Source organism: Chrysosporum bergii ANA360D, from assembly GCF_029891735.1.
In the GTDB taxonomy this organism is placed as follows: domain Bacteria; phylum Cyanobacteriota; class Cyanobacteriia; order Cyanobacteriales; family Nostocaceae; genus Umezakia; species Umezakia bergii.
In genome coordinates, this window is record NZ_JANQDH010000033.1 from 15,359 (window position 1) to 37,773 (window position 22,415).

General features: G+C 40.3%; 16 protein-coding genes. 10 read left to right on the forward strand and 6 right to left on the reverse strand.

Annotation, left to right across the window (positions count from 1 at the left end; translation table 11 throughout):
- Nucleotides 1–93: 93 nt before the first annotated feature.
- Nucleotides 94–2,091, reverse strand: a complete 1,998-nt coding sequence (locus NWP17_RS04855; protein ID WP_280653783.1) for an outer membrane protein assembly factor — start codon at nucleotides 2,089–2,091, stop codon at nucleotides 94–96.
- Nucleotides 2,092–2,193: 102 nt separating this feature from the next.
- Between NWP17_RS04855 and NWP17_RS04860 the strand changes: the two genes are divergently transcribed.
- A complete protein-coding gene (locus tag NWP17_RS04860) occupies nucleotides 2,194–3,552 on the forward strand; it encodes a lipid-A-disaccharide synthase-related protein (protein WP_280653784.1) in 1,359 nt (452 codons plus the stop codon).
- Between the two features lie 61 nt (nucleotides 3,553–3,613).
- On the opposite strand, the gene NWP17_RS04865 is transcribed toward NWP17_RS04860, so the two are convergent.
- Nucleotides 3,614–4,336 carry a response regulator gene (locus NWP17_RS04865; protein ID WP_280653785.1) on the reverse strand — a complete coding sequence of 241 codons (723 nt, stop codon included), beginning with the start codon at nucleotides 4,334–4,336 and terminating at the stop codon, nucleotides 3,614–3,616.
- A 1,056-nt stretch (nucleotides 4,337–5,392) separates the two neighbouring features.
- On the opposite strand from NWP17_RS04865, the gene NWP17_RS04870 reads away from it, so the two are divergent.
- The gene (locus NWP17_RS04870; RefSeq protein WP_280653786.1) at nucleotides 5,393–6,727 is read left to right on the forward strand and encodes an ATP-binding response regulator; all 1,335 of its coding nucleotides are present in this window, start codon (nucleotides 5,393–5,395) and stop codon (nucleotides 6,725–6,727) included.
- A gap of 27 nt (nucleotides 6,728–6,754) precedes the next feature.
- Entirely contained in the window at nucleotides 6,755–7,888 is a 1,134-nt protein-coding gene (locus tag NWP17_RS04875; RefSeq protein WP_280653787.1) for a hybrid sensor histidine kinase/response regulator, read from the forward strand.
- 20 nt (nucleotides 7,889–7,908) lie between these two features.
- On the opposite strand, the gene NWP17_RS04880 is transcribed toward NWP17_RS04875, so the two are convergent.
- Nucleotides 7,909–8,364: a response regulator gene (locus NWP17_RS04880; RefSeq protein WP_280653788.1), complete on the reverse strand. Its 456-nt coding sequence runs from the start codon at nucleotides 8,362–8,364 to the stop codon at nucleotides 7,909–7,911.
- A 706-nt stretch (nucleotides 8,365–9,070) separates the two neighbouring features.
- Between NWP17_RS04880 and NWP17_RS04885 the strand changes: the two genes are divergently transcribed.
- Nucleotides 9,071–10,270: an AAA family ATPase gene (locus NWP17_RS04885; protein WP_280653789.1), complete on the forward strand. Its 1,200-nt coding sequence runs from the start codon at nucleotides 9,071–9,073 to the stop codon at nucleotides 10,268–10,270.
- A gap of 35 nt (nucleotides 10,271–10,305) precedes the next feature.
- Nucleotides 10,306–11,601, forward strand: coding sequence for an amino acid permease (locus NWP17_RS04890; RefSeq protein WP_280653790.1), 1,296 nt, complete (start codon nucleotides 10,306–10,308; stop codon nucleotides 11,599–11,601).
- 10 nt (nucleotides 11,602–11,611) lie between these two features.
- On the opposite strand, the gene NWP17_RS04895 is transcribed toward NWP17_RS04890, so the two are convergent.
- Nucleotides 11,612–13,675 carry a S9 family peptidase gene (locus tag NWP17_RS04895; protein WP_280653791.1) on the reverse strand — a complete coding sequence of 688 codons (2,064 nt, stop codon included), beginning with the start codon at nucleotides 13,673–13,675 and terminating at the stop codon, nucleotides 11,612–11,614.
- A gap of 37 nt (nucleotides 13,676–13,712) precedes the next feature.
- Complete coding sequence (locus NWP17_RS04900; protein ID WP_280653792.1) at nucleotides 13,713–14,414, reverse strand: hypothetical protein; 702 nt, start codon at nucleotides 14,412–14,414, stop codon at nucleotides 13,713–13,715.
- Between the two features lie 120 nt (nucleotides 14,415–14,534).
- Between NWP17_RS04900 and hemE the strand changes: the two genes are divergently transcribed.
- The 3 genes from hemE to NWP17_RS04915 all read left to right on the forward strand — a co-directional run bounded on the left by hemE (nucleotide 14,535) and on the right by NWP17_RS04915 (nucleotide 17,114).
- The gene (gene hemE, locus NWP17_RS04905) at nucleotides 14,535–15,590 is read left to right on the forward strand and encodes a uroporphyrinogen decarboxylase (RefSeq protein ID WP_280653793.1); all 1,056 of its coding nucleotides are present in this window, start codon (nucleotides 14,535–14,537) and stop codon (nucleotides 15,588–15,590) included.
- 73 nt (nucleotides 15,591–15,663) lie between these two features.
- On the forward strand, nucleotides 15,664–16,611 hold the full coding sequence (locus tag NWP17_RS04910) for an NAD-dependent epimerase/dehydratase family protein (RefSeq protein WP_280653794.1): 948 nt from the start codon (nucleotides 15,664–15,666) through the stop codon (nucleotides 16,609–16,611).
- Nucleotides 16,612–16,625: 14 nt separating this feature from the next.
- A complete protein-coding gene (locus NWP17_RS04915; RefSeq protein WP_280653795.1) occupies nucleotides 16,626–17,114 on the forward strand; it encodes a hypothetical protein in 489 nt (162 codons plus the stop codon).
- Between the two features lie 125 nt (nucleotides 17,115–17,239).
- Here NWP17_RS04915 and NWP17_RS04920 read toward each other — a convergent pair whose 3' ends face one another.
- Nucleotides 17,240–20,683 (reverse strand): hypothetical protein, encoded by a 3,444-nt coding sequence (locus NWP17_RS04920; RefSeq protein ID WP_280653796.1) that lies wholly within the window; start codon nucleotides 20,681–20,683, stop codon nucleotides 17,240–17,242.
- A 499-nt stretch (nucleotides 20,684–21,182) separates the two neighbouring features.
- On the opposite strand from NWP17_RS04920, the gene NWP17_RS04925 reads away from it, so the two are divergent.
- The gene (locus NWP17_RS04925; RefSeq protein ID WP_280653797.1) at nucleotides 21,183–21,602 is read left to right on the forward strand and encodes a TEK-like protein; all 420 of its coding nucleotides are present in this window, start codon (nucleotides 21,183–21,185) and stop codon (nucleotides 21,600–21,602) included.
- Between the two features lie 366 nt (nucleotides 21,603–21,968).
- Nucleotides 21,969–22,367 carry a tetratricopeptide repeat protein gene (locus tag NWP17_RS04930; protein ID WP_280653798.1) on the forward strand — a complete coding sequence of 133 codons (399 nt, stop codon included), beginning with the start codon at nucleotides 21,969–21,971 and terminating at the stop codon, nucleotides 22,365–22,367.
- Nucleotides 22,368–22,415: the final 48 nt, after the last annotated feature.

Genomic DNA, 22,415 nt, shown 5'->3' on the forward strand with positions numbered 1-22,415 from the left:
AAGTGCTAAGTTGATTGAAGCAATTAAATTGCCGGTTTTTACCACTTATTTATTCTAAGAGCCTCGCGCAAAAGCGCAAAGGTGGGGTGTGGGTTAAAACCTCTGCCCTATGCCTAAATGTACTTTGCTTTCTCCTTGGTCATTAATGCCATAATCTGCCCGAATTAAGCCCACAGGTGACTCTATACGTACCCCAGCACCATAACCAAAACCCTGACCAGGTTTACCCCGTACCCCCGCCGGATCTCCTGTGACAGTACTACCAGAGCCTAAGTCTGAGGCAAAGTCGGCAAATACTACACCCCCCAACACTGGCACAATGGGGAAGCGGTATTCCGCGCTGGCTAAGACATAACTGCGACCACTACCCACTGCTCCGTTATCATAACCCCGCACTGAGTCAGGACCTCCCAAGTTAAAACTTTCATAAGGTGCTAAATCACCAATTACTGTCCCTGCTTGAAAATTCATCGCAAAAACTTGGGGTTGTTGATTATTAGTATTAAATAACTCCACAGGGACATAATAGCTGTAGTTAGCCTTCAGGCGGTTCATGGCAATATGACCTTGACCAAGGGGTACAGATTGTTCAGCACTCAAACTAAGTACAGAACCCTGGGTAGGATTAAAAACATTATCTCGTTTATCTTGGGAAGCCGTCAAGGATACTGTAGCTAGCTCATCAACACCAGTACCACTAGCAGAAAGGGAATTGCCCAGTCGGTCTGTTGGGTTAATATTACCTTGACCATCACGAATTGTAGTGCGAGTGTAGTTAAATCCTAAAGTAGTATTCCAATTATCTAGGGGTTGCTGTAAGCTGATTCCTGCGCCAATTTGACCCTCCCGCACCTTGTCGCCATTAGGTAGGGTAATTTTGTCATCAAAGGTTGCGGAGAGTTCCCGACGGCGAAAAGCATTGATTGTGTAGCCTATGCCATCGGGTTGACTAGGACGATAAGGACTAGTAAATTTACCATCAAACTGCAAATCATTATGACTTACACCCACATTTACTGCTAACCGATCATTCACACCACCAATATTTTGATCTTGATAGCTTAATGTTCCTAACAATCCCAAATCAGCATTGTAGCTACCACCTACATTAATGGCACGCGCTCCCAATTCCTTTACTTCGTAAACTAAATTAATTTGGTTAGCATCTCCTTCTAAGGCAACATTAACACTTTCAAATAAGCCCGTTTGATATAACTTCTGCACATCTTGGCGCAGAGTTTTTTCCTCAAGAATTTGCCCGGATTTGAGTTGTAATTGCTGACGGAGAAACTCTGGCTGGGTGCGTCCTTTCACTGCTTGTCCTTGGCCATCAATGGTTTGACCATCTTCATTGATGAAGCGAAATTTAATCTCACCCACTAACCCCTCAGCCACATTCACTCTCAGAATACCTTGGCGGTTGGGTTTGATGGATAGCACGCTGCCTAGTTGATAACCATTATCAGCATACCACTGATTAATTTTTTCTACAGCTTGTTTGAGTTGATCTGGGCTGATGGGTTGACCGATTTGTGATTGGAACTGGTCTTGAGCTACTTGATAGGTGAGTACTTTGGCTCCAACAAGTTGCAGCGATCGCACTATCACTGGTTCTACATAATACACTACATCTAACCCATTGCCACTGCTGCTGCTATCCACCCTAGCACTGGCAAATAAACCCGTGTCTAAAATAGCGGCTATATCCCTTTGTAGCTGATTTTTACTGGTTTCCCTACCGGTTTGAGTTTTCATCACCCGGCGGACAATCTGCTGTAATTCCTGACTAGCTCCCACTATTTGCACCTTCGTAGCAGTGACCACCAAATTATTATCAGTGCTAGAAGATATGGTTTTTATTGGTATACTTGCTTGCCCCACTACAGAACGGGGAGAAAATTGTTCCAAAGCCATAATTTCTGGGGCTGCTATAGCCTCCATTCTGGTAGGTGTTTCTTCAACAACTGGGACTATAAAATTTCCCCCTGGTTGCTCCTGATAACTAGTGGTGGATGTAGCCGTTGCTGGTTGTGTAAGATTGCTAGTTGCCAAAGTAGCTAAAGTAAGAATTGCAGTAGAAGGAAGGCGCATAATAATATTTGGTTTCTAGTTAAACTTAATCTATCTAGTTGACGTAGACAGTTAATGTTTTGATTTTGTTTCTGATTTTTCCTCCCCAATACCAGTATTTGTATGAGTAACACCGCCGCCTCCTCCCCTGAAATAACCCCTCCTTGGCAGTTGTTAGTTTTAAGCAATGGTCATGGTGAGGATCTGATTGCAGTGAGGATATTACAACAACTCCAGCAACAAGAAAACCCCCCAGATATTTTTGCATTACCCTTAGTGGGTGAAGGGCGCGCTTACCAACAGTTAAATATTCCCTGTATCGGTTCAGTACGCACCATGCCTTCTGGGGGGTTTATTTATATGGATGGACGGCAATTAGTCAGGGATGTGCGCGGGGGTTTGTTACAACTGACCCTCAATCAAATTCAAGCCCTTCGGCGCTGGGTAAGTAACCAAAAAAAATTAGGTAACAAACAAGCCATTTTAGCCGTAGGGGATATTGTTCCTTTATTATTCGCGGCTTTCAGTAATGCTAACTATGCCTTTGTGGGTACAGCTAAATCAGAATATTACGTCCGGGATGAAGTGGGACTATTACCCAGAAAATCCCCAGGGGCGCGTTGGGAAAACTTTTCTGGTTCAATTTATCATCCTTGGGAACGTTGGTTAATGAGCCGTCGCCGTTGTCGGGCTGTTTTCCCTAGAGATACCTTGACCACACAAATATTAAAAAAGTGGCCAATTCCTGCTTTTGATTTGGGTAATCCCATGATGGATGGTTTAGAACCCAAGTTTTTATTACCAGAATTTTATACCCCACAGTCCCAAGGGCAAGAAATACCCAGACCATTAGTGATAACTCTGTTACCTGGTTCCCGTGTCCCAGAAGCTTACGCCAACTGGGAAATCATTATGGCGGCTGTGTCTGCCTTGATAACTAGTTTATTAGAAGTACATCCCACTTTACACTCTTCTGGCAATGTAATATTTTTAGCTGCGATCGCCCCTGGTTTAGATGAAAATATTTTATCTCAAACTGTAAAATCCCAAGGTTGGGAAGCCAACCCCAATCAGCCCCCCATCCCCATTACTGATCCGCAAACTTTGATCTTTAAGCGCAGAAATAATTATATTTTGCTCACACAACAAGCCTATAATGAGTGTTTACATTGGGGAGATTTTGCCATTGCTATGGCAGGGACCGCAACAGAACAATTTATTGGTTTAGGAAAACCTGCCATTGCCATTCCCGGTCATGGTCCCCAATATAACCCAGCTTTTGCCGAAGCTCAAAGCCGACTGTTAGGACAGTCCTTATTATTAGTAGACAATCCCGCACAAGTTCCCCAAGCGTTGCAGTCCCTATGGCAAAATCCTGATACTTTACACATGATTGCTGAAAACGGAATCCGGCGCATGGGTAAACCAGGGGCAGCCCGCAGAATTGCTGATTGTCTAGTTGACATACTCAACCACCATTAAGTACAAAGTTGATTTTTGACCCTTTACAGCAACCTGCTAGCTTCTCATCCCTTGGCAAATACTATCCCACCAACCCAGAACGCAAAGCCCGCACTGCCGCTTGGGTACGGTCATCAGCACAGAGTTTATTTAAAATATTGCGAACATGAGTTTTCACAGTACCCACTGTAATGTACAGTTTCTCTGCAATTTGTCCATTGCTGCATCCAGCCACAATCAACTCTAAAATTTCCAGTTCTCTTTGAGTCAGTGGATAGGTTTCTAATACCTGTTCATACTCTGTAGCCAGTGCTTCAATTTTCACTGTTTTATGTTTATCCGCAGGTTGGCTTTCTCCAGGGATACCCTGGCGCATTTTTTTGAGGACTACGTTGGCAATGGCTGGATCAATCCAAGAGTTACCGTGATAGGTTGCTTGTATTGCCTCGGTTAATTTATTAATGCTGGTTTCTTTCATGTAGTAAGAGTCAGCACCTGCGGCAAAAGCTGCTAGTACAGCATCTTCTGTGTTATCCATAGTCAAAATCAGGATTTTAGTAGCAGTTTGCCCAGTTTCCACTTGGTAACGTCTAAACTTGCGGGTAAGTTCAATACCATCCATATCTGGTAAGCCAATATCTACCACTGCTACATCTGGTTTAGCTGTTTCTAAAAGTTTCAGTCCTTGAGTACCATTGGCTGCTTCCCCAATTACTCTCAAAGCGCTGTGAGATTGTAGGGCCGCTCTCAGTCCCATTCTGGTTAGATCATGATCTTCAATTAAAATAATGCTTATTTCACTCATTGTTATACTCGCTTTTGATAATTGCATTGTTAGAGTATGGACTTGTTAAATAGTTGATATGATTTTCCCAAACCAAAGATAGATGATCTTTGGACAATTTGGCATCTCTCCAGAGAAATAGTAAATGTGCGGTTGATTAGCTGATAGATTTGGTTAAAAATCTAGCTAAAGGTATATCGTCATTCCGTCAACAAACATAGAAGATTGAAACGAGTTCTAGTTTTTCTGCTCCGTCTCAGACACTAGGCAATATAATACACGTTTACTATAATATAGCAGACCATAGCAAATAATGCTCATGGTATTTCCCTGGTGTCTCAGATGAAATTTTTGGTCAGTTTTCTCACCCTCTAACTTGACCATTAGTCAGATAACACAGTGATTATGGTAGCCGCCGGCAAAAAATATGTGTAGGAAAACTAAAAATGATTATTTTTGTGGTTATTCTTGGCATCAGCTGTATTTTTAGCTCAATTTGCCTCCAGCCCACAAATGAGTAAAACTGGTTAGGCTTACGGTACACGATTTTGGTACGTAACTCTCACTAATGACTGAGGACGCGCGTTAGCTCGCTAATTTACAATTATTTTGAGGATTAACAAAGTACTTGATGTGACTTTATGTCGATTTCCTCTCCTGAAGCAGTTAAGGAAAGTCAATGAGGCTGCTATCAAGACAGAATGGAGGCAAAAATTAATCTAGACAATGGTTCGTTACACATCTGAGTAAGAGTATTCCCTAATGCCTATACAGGTTAAGGGATGGTGAGTGCTACCATTGCACCCTCGGTTTTACCTTTACGCATTTCTAAGTTAGTAGATTTTAGTAAGTTTTCTCAAACGGTATTATACTAAACTTCACAAGTTATCACATCCCTACAGGGTAATATGTGATCCTTAAGGATTTGAGTATGACCACAGTATAAAAAGTAAAACCTATCATGTATAAGGCAAAATGTGGTGAAAACTATATCTAAAATCACAATTATTTAGTGGGTGAGTTGGAAAATATAAATGCTATACATCAGCCTGTATTTGACAGCGAAAATAAAAACCAATGAAAGAAATGCTGAGAATTTTGGTTGTAGACGATGATGAATTAGATCGCATGGCAGTACGTCGGGCTTTGACTACGGCAGGTGTTTGTGTACAACTGTTTGAAGTTACTGATGGATCTGACGCACTGGCTGCTTTAAGAACCAATATTTATGATTGTGTTTTCCTCGGTTATCGTTTACAAGATCAAGACGGTTTGGCACTAATTCAAAAACTAAGTTCTGCGGAGGTCAAAGTTCCTTTAGTAGTCCTTATCCCCCAACAAGATGAACATATCGCTGTCGAGTTAATGAAAGCTGGTGCTACAGATTATCTTTCTAAGTCTAAGTTATGTTCAGAAACTTTAGCTAGGGTTTTACGCTATGCTGTCAGCATACACCGTGCTGAAATGCAGACAGCATTAGTCAATCAGCAACTCAGAGAAACTAATGAGCAGCTGCTGCGTAAGAATCAAGAACTAGAAAAACAACAGAGACAAATTCAGTTACAAAATTTGAAGCTATTGGAAGCATCACGGCTAAAATCTCAATTTTTAGCTACTATGTCTCATGAACTACGAACTCCCATGAACGCCATTATTGGCTTTGCTCAAATCTTACTGCGCCCAAAGTTCGGTAAGCTGTCCCATGGGCAAAAAGACATGGTGGAGCGCATATTGAACAATGGCAAACAGTTACTGATGTTATTAAATGAAGTTCTTGATTTTTCTAAGTTAGAAGGAGGGCGATTACAGTTAAAGCCAGAATTATTTGATTTAACCAAAACTATCAATATGGTTGTTGGCGAAATGCGTTATTTAGCAGAAGCAAAAAAGTTGTCCTTGCAAGTTGATCTTAATATGCAGCATCCTCTGATATTCAATGATTCAGGGCGTGTCCGGCAGATTTTAATTAATTTATTATCCAATGCCATTAAATTCACTGAGTCTGGTTGTATTGAGATTAAAGTTACAGAAATTTCTCCCAGCCAATTGGCTATCTCCGTTCGGGATACAGGAATTGGCATAGCCGCCAGGGATTTTCAACATATTTTTGAACCTTTTCGACAAGTGGATCAAAGTATTACTCGGAAATATCCTGGTACTGGGCTGGGTTTAGCCATCATAGATTTTTTGGTGCAAATGATGGGAGGAAAAATTGTTGTGGAAAGTCAGTTAGGAGTTGGTTCTATGTTTAGGATTGAAATGCCAAGACAACTATCTTTACCCAAGAAAATGGTTAGTTTACCGGGGTTAAATCTCCATGGAGAGGATATTTTTTACTCCGTTCAGAACCCCGACCAATCCCCGCCTAAATCTTACAAAGCATCCATGGGTTTTCCCCATCTTAAGCTATAAGTTATGATTATAAACCGTTGATAAACCATGTCTGTTGTGGAAAAGCCGAAAATTGATCGTATTCTCGCCGTTGATGATACTCCAGATAATCTCATTTTGGTGCAGACGATTCTAGAAAGTGAGGGCTATGAGATTGATTTAGCAGCGGATGGTTTTACAGCCTTGGTCAAAATTGAACAATCCCCGCCTGATCTCATTTTACTAGATGTGATGATGCCTGGAATGGATGGTTATGAAGTCACTCGGCGAACTCGCAACAATCCCAACCCGAATATTAGTTATATTCCCATTCTCCTGATTACTGCTTTTCATGAATCCAGCGTGGTGGCGGGGTTGGATGCTGGTGCAGATGATTTTATTCGTAAACCATTTGATACAGATGAACTCTTAGCCAGAGTGCGATCGCTACTGCGCCTGAAACATAGTTTAGACGAACAAAAAAAAATGGCTCGTCAGCGTGAGGATTTTGTCTCGCGTTTAACTCATGATTTGCGGACTCCTTTAGTGGCTGCTGACCGGATGCTGGGTTTGTTTCAACAGGAAACCTTCTGTCCAATTTCTCCGGAAATGAAACAAGCGATCGCGGTGATGATTCGCAGTAATCAAAACTTAATGCAGATGGTCAACACCCTATTAGAAGTCTATCGCTTGGAAGCAGGTAAAAAGACTTTCAACGATGAGGTCTGTAATCTACCGGAAATTATTGAAGAAGTCAGTAACGAACTCACTCCTCTGGCCAAGGAGAAAAACTTGGTTATCAAAATAGATACCAGTCAGTTAGACTTTCACAAGAAAAGCGCCGGTGTAGTAATGGGGGATTCCCTAGAATTACGACGTGTATTTAACAACTTAATTGGCAATGCCATCAAATTTACTGATACAGGAGGTATAGAAGTTTGTCTTGGGGAAAAATGCGCTGATTCTCAGGGTCAAGATTGCGTAGTTGTTCACGTGACAGATACGGGTTATGGCATTGCACCAGAAGATCAAGCCTTTGTTTTTGAACGGTTCCGCCAGGGTAGAAACAAACGATCTGGTAGTGGTTTAGGTCTGCACTTATCCAGGCGAATTGTGGAAGCACACGGTGGTACAATTACACTGTCCTCTGAAATCGGGCGGGGTAGTGTATTCACAGTCACCTTACCAAAACATAGTCATTAGTCCTGGGGCTTGGTTTGTATTTAGCATTCTGCACTTTTAAGAGTCGGGGCAGATTTGAACCTACCACCCAGCAGACGATAAATCACCGCCTCTAAATCCTCAATCATGTAAGGTTTACTGATGTAATCGTCAAATCCTGCCGAAAGGAGGCGTTCTCTATCTTCCCTAGTGGCTAAAGCGGTAACTGCGATAACTGGAATTTCGCAAGTTAGGGGTTCCTGTTTCAAATAATGGACAACATCAGTTCCGCTCAAACCTGGTAAGAAAATATCTAACATAATCAGGTCTGGCTGATGCTCTTTTGCCACCAGCAAGGTAGTGGAACTCTCCGATTGACAAATGAATCTACAGCCCAGTGACTCAAGTGCATAACCAATCAGCAGTAGACTATCATCGTGATCTTCCACTACCAAGACTAAAGGCTGCTGAAAGTTTTGCTGCTTTTCATCACTCATGAATGAATGTGCCAGATACATCTGTTCTCCAGAAGATTAAATGAGGAATAATCGCCGAAACATCCTGTGAGGATAGAATCGAGCTTATCCAGGATTAGCTCAAGTTTAGTTTTGCTTTTACCTTATTGATGATTTTCACCCATGGAAAAACGTAAGGAAAAGAAGCCTTAAAACTATAGGTTGAGCGAGTACTTCTTGATTATACGCAAAATTACAGAATATTTTTCGCCGAATTTATAATAACTCGATGGAAAAATTATAATTCACTCTAGTATACCTAAGACTACTAATGTCCTTAGAGTCGAGGAGACAGAATCATCAGGCTTAAGTCATTACTAAACCTTAACCTCTAGTTTAACTTATCTTCACCTCTGCCCCTGGCAACTTGAAAAAAAACTCACAGCATAATCTCTCAACCTTGAGCAGAGATGCAGATATTTAGTTGGTGAATAAAACCATTTTTTCCTTATTTACCAAATATTCTGGGTTGGGATCGCCTAATTTAATTTCAGCTAATAAAACTCCCATCCATCCCTGTTTAACTTAACTATTATAGATTTTTTAGCATCTATCCACAGGTATGGCTGGGTAAACGTAGTTGACTATCGGAGAATACAAATGTAATATAAAAAACGTCAACTCCTGGAAAAACTAACTTAATGCGCCCTTGCATCAGCCTAACATTTAGGATATTAAACTCAGTTCTATCCCTCGATAATTTAACAATATGGAATTTGATTATTTTAGAAACAACGAAGCCAGTCCTCACAATAACCCCCAAAGCTTACTTAACTCTGGCTGGCGACCATTTCATAGACAATTAGACTGGGAATTTTTAGGGAAGCTGTTATTTCATGACACACAGGAATTAACTCAAAAAACCTTGAACTTAGCCAGCAATTTCGCTGAGATATTAGGACGTAATAATTATGCTTGGTGGGCTAACTTATTGAATACAGTATCTGATAATACACGCAATGAAATAGAAAAATTTTGGAACTACATCACACCAGACCCCCAATCACCGGATCATCAATACAAGGATATTTTGAGTACAGAGACACCTATTGTCCAATTTGTCAGTCGTAGCAGTATTCCTATTGATTATGTTCTTAATCGCTTGCAAGAAATTACTGTGTTACGAATTTTAGGTTTATTAGATTGTCCTGATATTATTACCCAGCATTACTTAGAACGAGATTTTTATTTTCCTGCGGAAAAATTCCTTAGTTGGGAGCGTTTAGAAGTTATTAATACAACTTATGCTTATTGGTCAAGCTACGACATTTGGCTGCAAGTAGAACCATACGATCGCGGCAAACGCCACTATACTTTAATGTCAAAGAATATCTCACCCCTGGTTAACAAAGCCACCTATGACTTAGCCGTGATGCTGAGTGGATATCAAAGTCGTGTAGGTAAAGTTAACAGTCAATATCCTATTCGCAGTTTTCCCCCGGATATTCAAAACTTTACCGACGCAGTGCAACAAGCAATTCTCACTCAAAATCAATTAGCTGTTTTAGTACATGGTGAACCGGGTACTGGGAAAACAGTATGGACACAAGCAGTGGCTAAAGAAATTATTGTACCTTTAGGCTATGTAGTATTTATTTTAGATCACGATGCGATCGCTAACTTTGTCCCTCCCAATTATTTAGAGCGGATTTGCATTATTATCAATGAGGCTGATAACTTAGCACACAATCGCGCCTCCCAAGCAGCCCAGTATAATAATAAAACAGAACATATACTTGGTTTATTAGATGGAAGTTTGTATCAAAGTATAATTGATGACTCTGGTATTCAACTCCAACAAAAGTTAGTTGTGTTGATGACTTGCAACACCACGGAAAGATTAGATCCCGCTATGTTGCGTAAAGGTAGAGTTGATTTAATTTATCAATTTACACAAGTGTTTGTGTAGTTTTTAGTCAAGGGAATTAACAAAACTATTTCAATATGACAACCATTTTTAACTCCCATCCAGAAAAAGTAACCAGACTATTTTCTCATTTGGTCAGCCATAAAAATCAATTGATTCATCAACCAGGTAGCGTCTTAGGGAACACAGCCCTCATCGCCGGTACTACAGTTGGGGTTGGTATCCTAGCATTACCTGCTGTCACTCTACCATCCGGGGTTGTGCCTTCTACACTGTTATTAATTACTGTGTGGCTATATACCATTATTTCCGCTTTATTACTAGCAGAAGTATGTGTTAATGCTATGCGTGTAGAAGGACGTGTAAGTATTGGTTTGTTGGGGATGGTGGAAAAAACCTTGGGTTTTGTAGGGGCGCGAATTGCTGGAGCAGCATATTTATTTTTACACTATGCCCTACTAGTAGCTTACATGACCGAGGGAGGAAAAATTTTACTTTCTGGGTTCTCTCAGCTATGGACAAAACAAAACATTCCCCCGGCTTGGGTAGGGACAGTAAGTTTCACCTTGTTATTTGGTGGGATGATGTGCTGGGGACGAAAAAAGTTAATGGAAAAATTGAATAATGCTTTTGTGGTAATTGTGATTACTTCTTTTTTGGGACTATTGCTGCTAGCAGGAGGACAAGTTAAGAGTGTGCAACTCTTAACTCAAAACTGGACCGCCTTGGGGTCCGCTGTGTCAGTGATGTTAGTGGCGCTGTTTTTCCATAACATTGTCCCTGTGGTGGTGACTCAGTTAGAAGGAGATATACCTAAAATTCGCCGTTCTATGATCATTGGTTCTTTGATTCCTTTAATTATGTTTTTGGCCTGGAATGCTGTGATTTTAGGAAGTGTCAGTGTTGATATGGTTCAAACAACCGCTGAATTTGACCCAGTGCAAATCTTGCGCGGGGGTAGTGCTGGGGAATGGTTGGGGGTGTTATTATCTATCTTCTCAGAGTTTGCGATCGCCACTTCATTTATTGGTGTTGTTTATGGGTTGGTAGATTTTTTCCCAGATATCTTCCCATGGACAACAGGTAAACCCTTAATTCGTCTACCGCTTTTTTCAATAATTCTCTTACCTCCCATGAGTTTAGGTGCAATTAATCCTGGTATTTTCTTTAGCGCCCTAGATTTTGCTGGTGCTTTAAGCATTTCAGTTTTAGGCGGAATCATTCCGGCATTAATGACTTGGAAGCAGCGACAAGAACAGCAGTTATATAGTATTAATCAACGCTTTGTCCCTGGTGGTAACTTAACCTTAATTATCATCATGGCAATTGCATCTGTATTGATTATTAGGCAAATACTCCTGATGATGGAATAGGGAACATAGGCTAATTCATTAGCCTATCCAAAATGAAAGCATATTCAAACGCCAACTCTCGCAAACTTTCATAACGTCCAGAAGCGCCGCTATGTCCTGCGTCCATGTTCATTTTCAGCAGCAGAATATTATTGTCTGTTTTCAGTTCCCGGAGTTTGGCTGTCCATTTAGCCGGTTCCCAATATTTAACCCGCGCATCATTCAAACCCGCAGTAATCAATAAGTCTGGGTAATGCTTCGCTTCAACGTTATCATAGGGGGAGTAAGATTTCATGTAATCATAATAAACCATGTCATTAGGATTACCCCATTCTTCCCATTCCATAGCTGAGAGAGGTAGAGAAGTATCTAGAATTGTTGTCACCACATCCACAAAGGGAACATCAGCCACCACAACTTTAAATAAATCAGGACGCATATTCATCACCGCACCCATTAATAAACCCCCAGCACTTCCCCCAGTAATGGCTAGGCGATCGCTTGCTGTCCAATTTTCAGCAATTAAATATTCTGCACAGGCGATAAAATCTGTAAAGGTGTTCTTTTTCTGTAAGAATTTCCCTTGTTCATACCACTGTCGCCCCATTTCTTCCCCGCCGCGAATATGGGCAATGGCAAATACTACTCCCCGGTCTAATAATGTTAACCTACTAGATGAAAACGATGCAGGGTAAGAAGAACCATAAGCACCGTATCCTGTCAGTAACAAAGGATTTTTGCCATCTTGTTTAACTCCCTGTTTGTACACCATAGAAATGGGTATTTTTGTCCCATCTACAGCGGTAGCCATCAGCCACTCACTGCGATATTGAGTTTTATCATACCCTCCTAACACTTCCGTTTGTTTTTTCAACTCCCTTTCATGGCTGTCCATGTTGTAGTCAAAAACAGAATGGGGTGTAACTAAAGAAGTGTAATGAAAACGCAGTATGTTAGTATTAAACTCTAGGTTATTGCCTTCATAAAACTCATAAGTTGGTTCAGGAAAACTGATGTAATTTTCTTCCCCAGTGCCTAAGTTCTGCACCCTGGCTCTTGGCAATCCTCCTTTTCTTTCATAAATAACTAAGTGATTAGCAAACAAACTTACCCCTAACAGTAGCACATCTTCTCTGTGGGGGATGATAGTTTGCCAATTTTCTCTACCGGGGGCGTATACTGATGTTTTCACTAATTGAAAATTAGTAGCATTGTAATTCGTAACAATGTAAAAATCATCATTGTGATGGTCAAGCTCATATTCTACCCCTGTGGTTCGTGGCTGAACTATCTTCAAGTCACCCTGGGGATGATTGGCATCCAAATAATGAATTTCTGTAGTGATGCTACTTTCTAACTGCATCACTATATATGATTTACTCAGGGTTTTACCCACATATAAATGAAAAATCTCATCTTTTTCTTCATATATTAACACATCTTTTTCAGCAGAAGTTCCTAATGTGTGTCTGAGTAGTTGGTAAGGGCGATTAATATCATCAACTTTGGTGTAAAATCCAGTTTGATTGTCATTAGCCCACACAAAGGAAACATAAGTTTCTGTAATTGTTTCCGGATATAAGTGACCTGTGTTCAGGTGGAGAAAACACAAAGTATATTCCTCGGAACCTGTTGTATCAAACGAATAAGCTAATACTTGATGATTGGGGCTAACGGCAAATACACCTAATTCAAAAAAATCATGACCTGCTGCCAATTCGTTCTCATCTAGTAGTATTTCTTCAGCAGCTTGTAAATTACCTTTTTTGCGGCAATGAATTGGATAAGATTTACCCTTTTCAGTGCGGCAATAGTAATAATAATCATCTATCCGGTTGGGGACTGATAAATCTGTCTCCTTAATCCGCTCCAGCATTTCATTATATATCTGGGTTTGCAGCGCTTCTGTGTGCTGCATCATGGCTGCTGTGTAAGTGTTTTCAGCCTGCAAATATTCTATCACCTTTGGATTATTAATATCTCGCATCCAAAAGTATTTATCTATGCGGCGATCGCCGTTTAATTCTAAAACTTCTGTTTGTTGCTCGGCAATGGGTGGGGTGACTATTCTTGGCAAGGTGGTATTTTGATTCATTGTTGATGATCTCAGGCAAATGCAGATAACTATTTAACTATTTAGTCAAAAAAAGTGAACTAGAACCTTTACTACCGCTATGAGACTTCTTTTTTAAGGTACACAAGCCAATTGCTGGTATAACCCCCAGAACCACAGCAGTAAGTCCTTGTCCACCCCAATACAATACAGCAATGCGATGGACATTTGGAATTAAATTTTCTATCAAAGACAGTAACCACAGGAAAAAACTAATCAACAGCAAACACACAGAAGGCAGAAAATTCCACCACCACACTTGTTTAGCATAGCGTCGCAACACCAGCCATTGGCACAGTCCCAGCCAAGCTCCGGACAGAATGTACAGAATAGTTGACAATAGCCCCCACATTAAGGCTAACTCAGAAGATAAACCCTGATCAGAAGAACTGGCAACAGAAGAAATATATTTCACCCAAGCTGTGCCGACACTGTAGGCTATTAACCAACCTATACTAGTAGCCAGCATCCACAGGCGACCTGCAATATACTGACGTAACACCAGGGCTTGATCAGTTGCAAAAACCACCGCAAACAGAATATTAGCAAGGACTTTCACCCATGGCCACGAATCCACAGGAGCTAGGCCACCTAAAAGGCTTCTTTCTAAACCTATACTGCTAATGCCGCCCACAACCCATCCTAAAATGCTCATTGAGGTAAATTGTAAACAAAACTTTGGTTGTTGGGGACGGGGGATCAAAAATTTTCCAGTTTGCATATTATATTAAGTTAAGTAAAGCATTAACTATCCTTAAAGTTAACCTCCTGAAAAAGCGTAATCTGAGAATGATAAGCTAAACAGTGGCATAAATATTAATGACTTAGGATCAAGTGTTAAATGCGTGTTTCGTTAACTGCTCCTCATCTCCTCCGGGCTGCGCGTGGTGAATTAGTGGATCGTCCCCCTGTCTGGATGATGCGACAAGCGGGACGATATATGAAAGCATATCGAGATTTAAGGGAAAAATATCCATCTTTCCGCGATCGCTCAGAAATTCCCGAAGTAGCCATAGAAATTTCCCTGCAACCTTGGCAAGCATTCCAGCCAGACGGAGTGATTTTATTTTCCGACATTGTTACCCCATTGCCAGGTTTAGGCATTGACATGGACATTGCCGAGGGTAAGGGGCCAATTATTCATTCCCCACTGCGTAGTCAAGCCCAAATTGACAGCTTGCGCCCTTTAGAACCAGAAGCATCGCTACCATTTATCAAGACCATATTGCAGGCCTTACGCCAAGAAGTGGGCAATCACTCCACCGTTTTAGGCTTCGTGGGCGCACCCTGGACATTAGCAGCCTATGCAGTGGAAGGTAAAGGCTCAAAAACCTACTCAGTGATCAAAAACATGGCCTTCTCAGACCCCACCATGTTACATCAGCTTTTAGGTAAACTAGCTGATGCCATTGCCGTTTATACCCGTTACCAAATTGACTGCGGCGCTCAAGTTGTGCAGATGTTTGATTCCTGGGCGGGTCAACTCAGCCCCCAAGATTATGATACCTTTGCTCTGCCCTATCAGCAAAGAGTTTTTCAGCAAGTTAAACAAACTCATCCGGATACACCCTTGATTTTGTTGGTTAGTGGTAGTGCTGGTGTGTTAGAGAGAATGCCTAAATCTGGTGCTGATATTGTCACCGTAGATTGGGCAGTGGATATGGCACAAGCAAGAGCTAGATTAGGTAAACAGGTCAAAGTCCAAGGAAACCTTGACCCAGGGGTATTATTTGGTTCTCGTGAATTTATCCGCGATCGCATTGTTGACACGGTTCGCAAAGCAGGAAACTGGGGACACATCCTCAATCTTGGTCATGGTGTCCTACCAGAAACCCCAGAAGAAAACGTCGCCTTCTTTTTTGAAACAGCAAAACAACTCAAAGCCTTAGAAGTTTAGCTGTATTGTTAAATCTTCTCTCCATGATCATGGTTGGGCAAATGCCCAACCTAACTATATTACCTGTTTTAATATGAACCAAAAACGAATTTTTATCACTGGTGCAAGTGGCTGTATAGGTCACTACATCACAACCGCATTAATTCACCATACCAACCATGAGTTATATTTATTCGTCAGAAACCCTGAAAAACTACAAATTGATCCGGAAATTCGCCCCGGTATCACCGTCTTAACTGGTGATATGCAAAAAATTCACCTTTTAGCTGACTTACTCCCAACAATTGATACAGCAGTCCTCACCGCTACAGCCTGGGGGGGCGATCGCACCTTTGATATTAATGTTTTCAAAACAGTAGAATTAATCAAAATGCTTGATCCCCAGCGCTGTGAACAAGTCATTTATTTTTCTACAGCCAGTGTTTTAGATAAAAATAATCAACCCCTGACAGCAGCTGGAGAAATTGGTACAGATTATATTCGTTCTAAATATGAATGTTTACAAAAAATCTCCCAACTAGAAATAGCCCCCAAAATTACCAAAATTTTCCCCACTTTAGTACTAGGAGGCGATGAGCAAAAACCTTATTCTCATCTCACCCTAGGAATACCAGAAGTGATTAAATATATTAACATAATTCGCTTTTTACAAGTAGACGGCAGTTTTCATTTTATCCACGGGCGGGACATTGCTACCATTGTCCAATATTTAATTGACTCCCCACCCCAACCCCATCAACCGCGCCAATTTGTTTTAGGACAGCAAAAATTAACAGCAAACCAAGCCGTAGAACAGGTATGCGCCTACTTAGGTAAAAATATTTACTTTCGCATTCCCCTATCCTTAGCACTAGCTAACCTAATTATTGCCATATTTCGCATTCAAATGGCGGACTGGGATAGATTCTGCATGAATTACCGTCATTTTAGTTATGATGTGACTAATCCTACCACATGGGGTTTACCCAATTACTGCGCTACCATGGGAGATGTCTTACAAATTAGCGGTATAGAAAAGTAAAAAGAGCTAAAGAAATGAACCCTTACACCCATTGTCAAACTAAACTCTGGCTTTTAACTGCCCTAGCCTGGGTATTAATGCCTAAAACTGTTGAAGCTCAAACCATCCCTAATATTACTATTCCTACCCCCACAGTCAGAGTACCAAATATTTCTATCACCCAACCATCATTTACTAACGGAAGGGTGAATAGTCCCGTCATCACACCAGGATTTACCAATACAAATACACTAACTGTGAAGACCATTGATCCATTAAGCACCAGCCCAAGTAAAATTAATATTCCCAGGTTAAAAAAAATACCAAATATTCCCGTTAGTCAACCTAGAGTTAGCACTGAACCCACAATTAATATTCCTTTAGGAACAATACCAAGTATTGACTTTGGCAACATATCAATTACACGCCCTGACATCACCGAGTTAGAAACAGGTGTCACACTAAAAGTTAACGGTGAAATTGTGGATAATAGTCATCTGAACCACCTAATCATATCTCCCTAAGAGGATGTTTGAGAAGCAAGAAAAGTATGGTAGTGGGGGCTTATTGCAATAGGCCTCTACAAATAGAACAGTGAACACGTGAGATACAAATGTGGTGGATCAAAGCAATTCACGTAGCTCAACACCTAAAACTTTAACTGCATATTGATTTGTCCATTCAAACCACCTTCGCCATCTTCTAAACGCGAATTAATTACCCAATTAGAGTTAGGGCTGCGATAACGAAGTATCCATCCTAGGCTACTATTTCTTAGTTCCCTATTCATATTGGATAATCCTGTAGTATTATTACTCAGATTTATAGTTTGGTTATTAGGAGAGTTTGAATAAGAACAACCCACGGTTAAAGTGCCAAATTTTGAGTTATTAATTATGTTATAAGTTGTTTCTAATTTGTATGTTGTTTCCCGATTACTAATAGACATAGAACCATTGACATTTAAACTACTTTTATGGGAAAATATCAAAGATAGAAAAGTTACTAGATCCCCAATTCTATTGGATTTGATATCAGAGTTCAGTATGGAGGGGGCATAACTTAATATAGGATAAAACATTATGCTATAGTCTGTTTCTCTCAGTTGAAATACGTTACCCAAAGAAGTAGTTGACAAATTCAACGCATTAGGATTAGTGTTATATTCTAAAGAAAAAAAGTGGGAACTAGATACACTTTGGCTAGATGACTTATTCTCACCATGAGAGATATTGTTGAAATCTTTTTTCAAGGCGAGTTTCAATATTCCTCCCATAGAGCTTTCTTGAGTACCAACGGAATTAGATAAATTACTATTAACCATAGGTGCAGAATCAGGAAAAAGATTAAACCACATCCCTGCTGATAAAGCATAGTTAAAATCATTCAGCGTACCAGACATGAGAAATTCCATAGCCGGGAGATAAATATCTCCCACATAAGAACGGGTGTCAATTTCTCTTTGCTGAGAAGTACTCAATACGATACGCCCCGAACCTAGAGTAAAGGCCTTACTCGATCCCGGTATAGGACCAACAGTAAATATTTTGCCGGAATCTACCACAAAAGATTCATTAAATAAAACCTCTCCATTAGAATTTGTTGCTTGAAGAAAGCTTAAATCAACAGTTCTGTTAATGTCAGTTATCTCGACGGGAATATTAACACCTGTATAGGATATGGGATTAAGGTCAGAAAAATTTACAGACTCTATGACAAAAAACTCGTCAGGATTCCAAGGCGTTACTTCTTGCTCGATGAATTGGACTAATCTTCTATAAATTCCTGTTCTGAATTGGAATAATGATGAACTATTGGGAGTAACATTGGATGCAAAAGTATAACTTCCTGAAACTTGCGATAGGTTAGTATTACTATCTGCATAACTGAGTGTGTTATTCAACCGCGTATTCATTTCCCTTCGTTCCTCTGAGGTAGACTTGCTCTTGAGATTACCTAAAGGACGTAACTGCTGATACTCTTCTTTAGCTACATTGAGAGTTTCATGCAAATCACCTGGATTGATTAAATTAAACAAGCCACCCACTATTAAACCCACACTGGCATTTACACTTTGATTGAAATCAGTATTTTTCCATTCTTCTGTAGTCAAAGATATACCTGGATTGCTAAACACGTTTAAATAACTTAACCTAGCTTCCTCCGGATCATAGTAGATCAAATTGCGGTTACGAGACAAACTAAATGTATACCTAGACCAATATTCTCCCCCATCATTATTATTCAACTTAGTGGTAGTTGTAATTTTTGGCTCTTTGAACCCGAAGTTATTCCACATGAAGGAATTGAGATAATGTAAGTCTTTCTGTTGTTCCGTTAAAAAAGGATTGCTGAGAACTGCTACCAAGTCATTATTCTCACTCTCATTAAACCGTAATTTTTTCACACCAGGTAAAGAAGAAACTTCTGGTTGAAATGAAAACCCTTGACTAGTTAAAATATTACCCGGTGTCAGTCCAAAAGCAATGGCATTTTCCCTGGGAACACGACTACCAACTTCCAGGGTGACACCATTATTTAATAAAGGTTTTAAATTAACGGTAGGAAATCCCAAGAAAAATTCCGGTGCATTTGTAGCATCTAAATTTTCAAAAAAGGAACCGCCTCCTAAAATACTGCGTGTATTGCCCTTGTCAGGGTCATCCATGAAGTATATGCTTTGGTTAAAAGTACCATTAGGCTGGGTAATATTTAAGTTTAATTGAGCATCATCAGTTAAGTTTGTTCCAGGAGGTAAAGTAATTTCCGCAGCACCCACGATAAAAGAGACATCATCTAATTTTTGGTTTCCCACTAACTCTCTAAAGTCAACAGCTAAACCAATTGCTACTTGTGTTCCTTTGAAGGTGGTGGAAGTTTGAGCTGCTTGTGTGGTTGTTTGTTGACTAACTGAACCCTGATAACCAAGATTCATATGCTTTCCTTGAGTCTCCATGACCAACTGATTACCATCTAAAAGCCAATAAAATTGTTCATCTTGGGGATATAAAGAAATAGTCGCTGATTGTATTAAAGAATTTCTGCGGGAATTATTTAATAGTGGGGTTGTCCGGTAATCAAAATTGAAAGTAGAGTACAAGCTAGATTTTAATGGTTGAAAATTACGAGGATTAATCACCAGTTGATCACTAGTATTTACCACATATGGATACCTTGACGCGCTGCTCTGTAACAAACCACGTATTAAAGCTGTCAAAACTGTTCTATTTTCTGTTGGTGTTGATGGTGGTTTTTTTGGTGGTTCTTGTGGTGGTTCTTGTGGTGGTTCTTCTGAGTCTGGTAAAGCAGGTATTTGAGGAATTTTAGGTATAGGTAAGTTGGGATTAAAGGGTTCTAAAGGCGGTTGGCTTTGTTGGTTTTCGATTACCTGTGCTATGGGCTGATTCTTAATGATAGGTTGGGGTGTAAATTGGTAAGCATCCGCGTGAATAAATTCTGGTTCAGCTACCTGATCAATAACATAAGTATTATTTACCCCGCGATTTACGAAATAATCGGGGAACTGAGAGTCAGAATTGCCACTCACATCAGCATTAGTACTAATTAAGATTTTATCAAGTGACAAATAACCAATCTTGAGTATTTCTGCTGCTGGTTTTGGCGGCTGTTTCAGGGGTTCTGAGTTGGTATTCTCCTGTGCGATTACAGGCTGGTTTTTAATGACAGGTGCGGGAGTAAATTGGTAAGCATCCGCGTGAATAAATTCTGGTTTAGCTACATCTATAACAGGACCATTACTGTAGTCATGTGGTGCTAAAGGAAATATTCTTGACTGATTACCTGAAACATATTCGGGGAACTGAGGGCTAGAATTTTGACTCGGTTTCAGGTCAGTATTGTTTAAGGTTTTATCTGGTGATGCAGAACTAATAGTTAGTTCTTCTAGGTCAAAACCGGGGTGTGTGGTCTGCCAATTTGGCTGTGTTGATGCTAGCTGTATTTTCTCTTGATGCTCATTGGTAATAATAAATTTTTGTGAATTAACCGCAACTGCCTTTTTGACCGGCAAGACTGTGATTAACCACAAAGTCATCAAAATCCCAATTTCTGGAACAACATCTTGTTTTTGCATTGGATGTAATCATAAATTTTTTGTTAGCCCTGCTGTTCTCACCCATGATTTCACAATTTACCCAAATTTTCAGATGATATCGACCAAAGAACCTGTAATCAACAGTTTTTACTATAAATATCTTCAAGTATACCCAATGGACTACCAGTTTAGTAGTATAAGAAATGTGCTTTTTATTATAAGTATCTTAAGTTCCCACGAAAATCATCAAAAAAAATTACTAAATAAAGTTGACATAATTTTACTTGTCATGTAGGCTGATATATCAGGTATGTATTTAACAACAGCCTAATACTGCTTAACATACCAAATAGTACTCTCTATCCACTCATTACTTAGGTAGGCAATGTACTATTTTGCATAACTTCTATACTAACTGAGTGGAGTACCATCTGTACTCTTCGTGTGTAGAGGTAGCAATGGTTGAGTAAAGCTAAAGCTGTAGTTAAGTTAACAAATATATACTGTTATTGTCTCCCAAAAATTAGGTATTGACGTGATGAACACCAACGCCAAAAAAATCTCCAAAGCCGCAGCCATTGCTTCTCTCTTAGCAGGTGGCGCAGTAGCTGGTTCTTTCGTTGCTGGTCAGCCAGCACAAGCTCAAATCGCTAACAGTGCTAGCGTTGCTGTAACCAACATTCTCACCAACGGTAACACAGTTACCTTCGCCGGAGAAATGGTTATGCCAGAAGATAGTGGTGTCACTTTAACCGGTGGAATGAGTTTAGGTCTTACCTATACTGCTAATGGTGGAGGTGATAACTATCTGTTGCAAAGTGCTTCTTTTAATATTTCCACCAAAGTAACAGCCGTACAATCAGTTGCTGCGTCTACCGCTCGTGCCATTGATAGTGCCTTGGTAGGCAGTCGTTTCGGCGATATTATTGGTGTGCTAGAAGCTGCTGGCATGGAATAATTAAGGAAAATAGACAATTCTTCCAACTACAGGAAAGACTGCGACAATTGCAGTTTTGACATGGACAGGGATCTAAATGTCGCCATTATTCTATTGCGTTTGGCTAAAGCGTGACAGGTTACCGAGGGGTAACTGCTTCCATGCTTCCGTTGAAGTCAGAAGTAAAGTCTAGCTTTGTCCAGGTCTCATATGGCAGCACAAAAAGAATTGCCAATTAGTTTAATAGTCTCCCCCCTACCAACCATAGGGGGGAATTGTTAAATTACACTATAGTGATGATACATATTATTGCTTTTGGTACCTTGGGAGTGACGTACACTCACACACAAACCATGTAAAACCACAGGTAGATCCTCAGTTGTCAATATGAGCATTTCGGAAAAAGAATATTATTCTCAACGCACTCAGCAAATCAAGCGCCGTAAGCGAATTGTCACCATAGTTGGTGGGGTTGGATTTGTTGGTTCTCTTATCTTTAGCAGTGTCACTAGCATTTTATCATCTCTGCAAAAGCAATCTCAGCCACCAGTCACAGAGTCAATAGACACCCAACTGCAAAAACAAGCCCACGGTTACGAATTAGTTTTACAACGAGAACCCAACAACGCCCTGGCTTTGGAGAATTTAACCAAAATCCGCTTACAACTGGGGGATAATCAAGGAGCAGTAGAGTTAATAGAAAGACTGCTGGCTTTATACCCGGAACGGGAAAGTTATCGCACTGTATTGGCGGCGGTTAAGCAGAAAATAGCAGAAGAAAAGTAAAGATATATAGATTGGTTGTCAGATACATGAACATTGAAGTGTAAATTT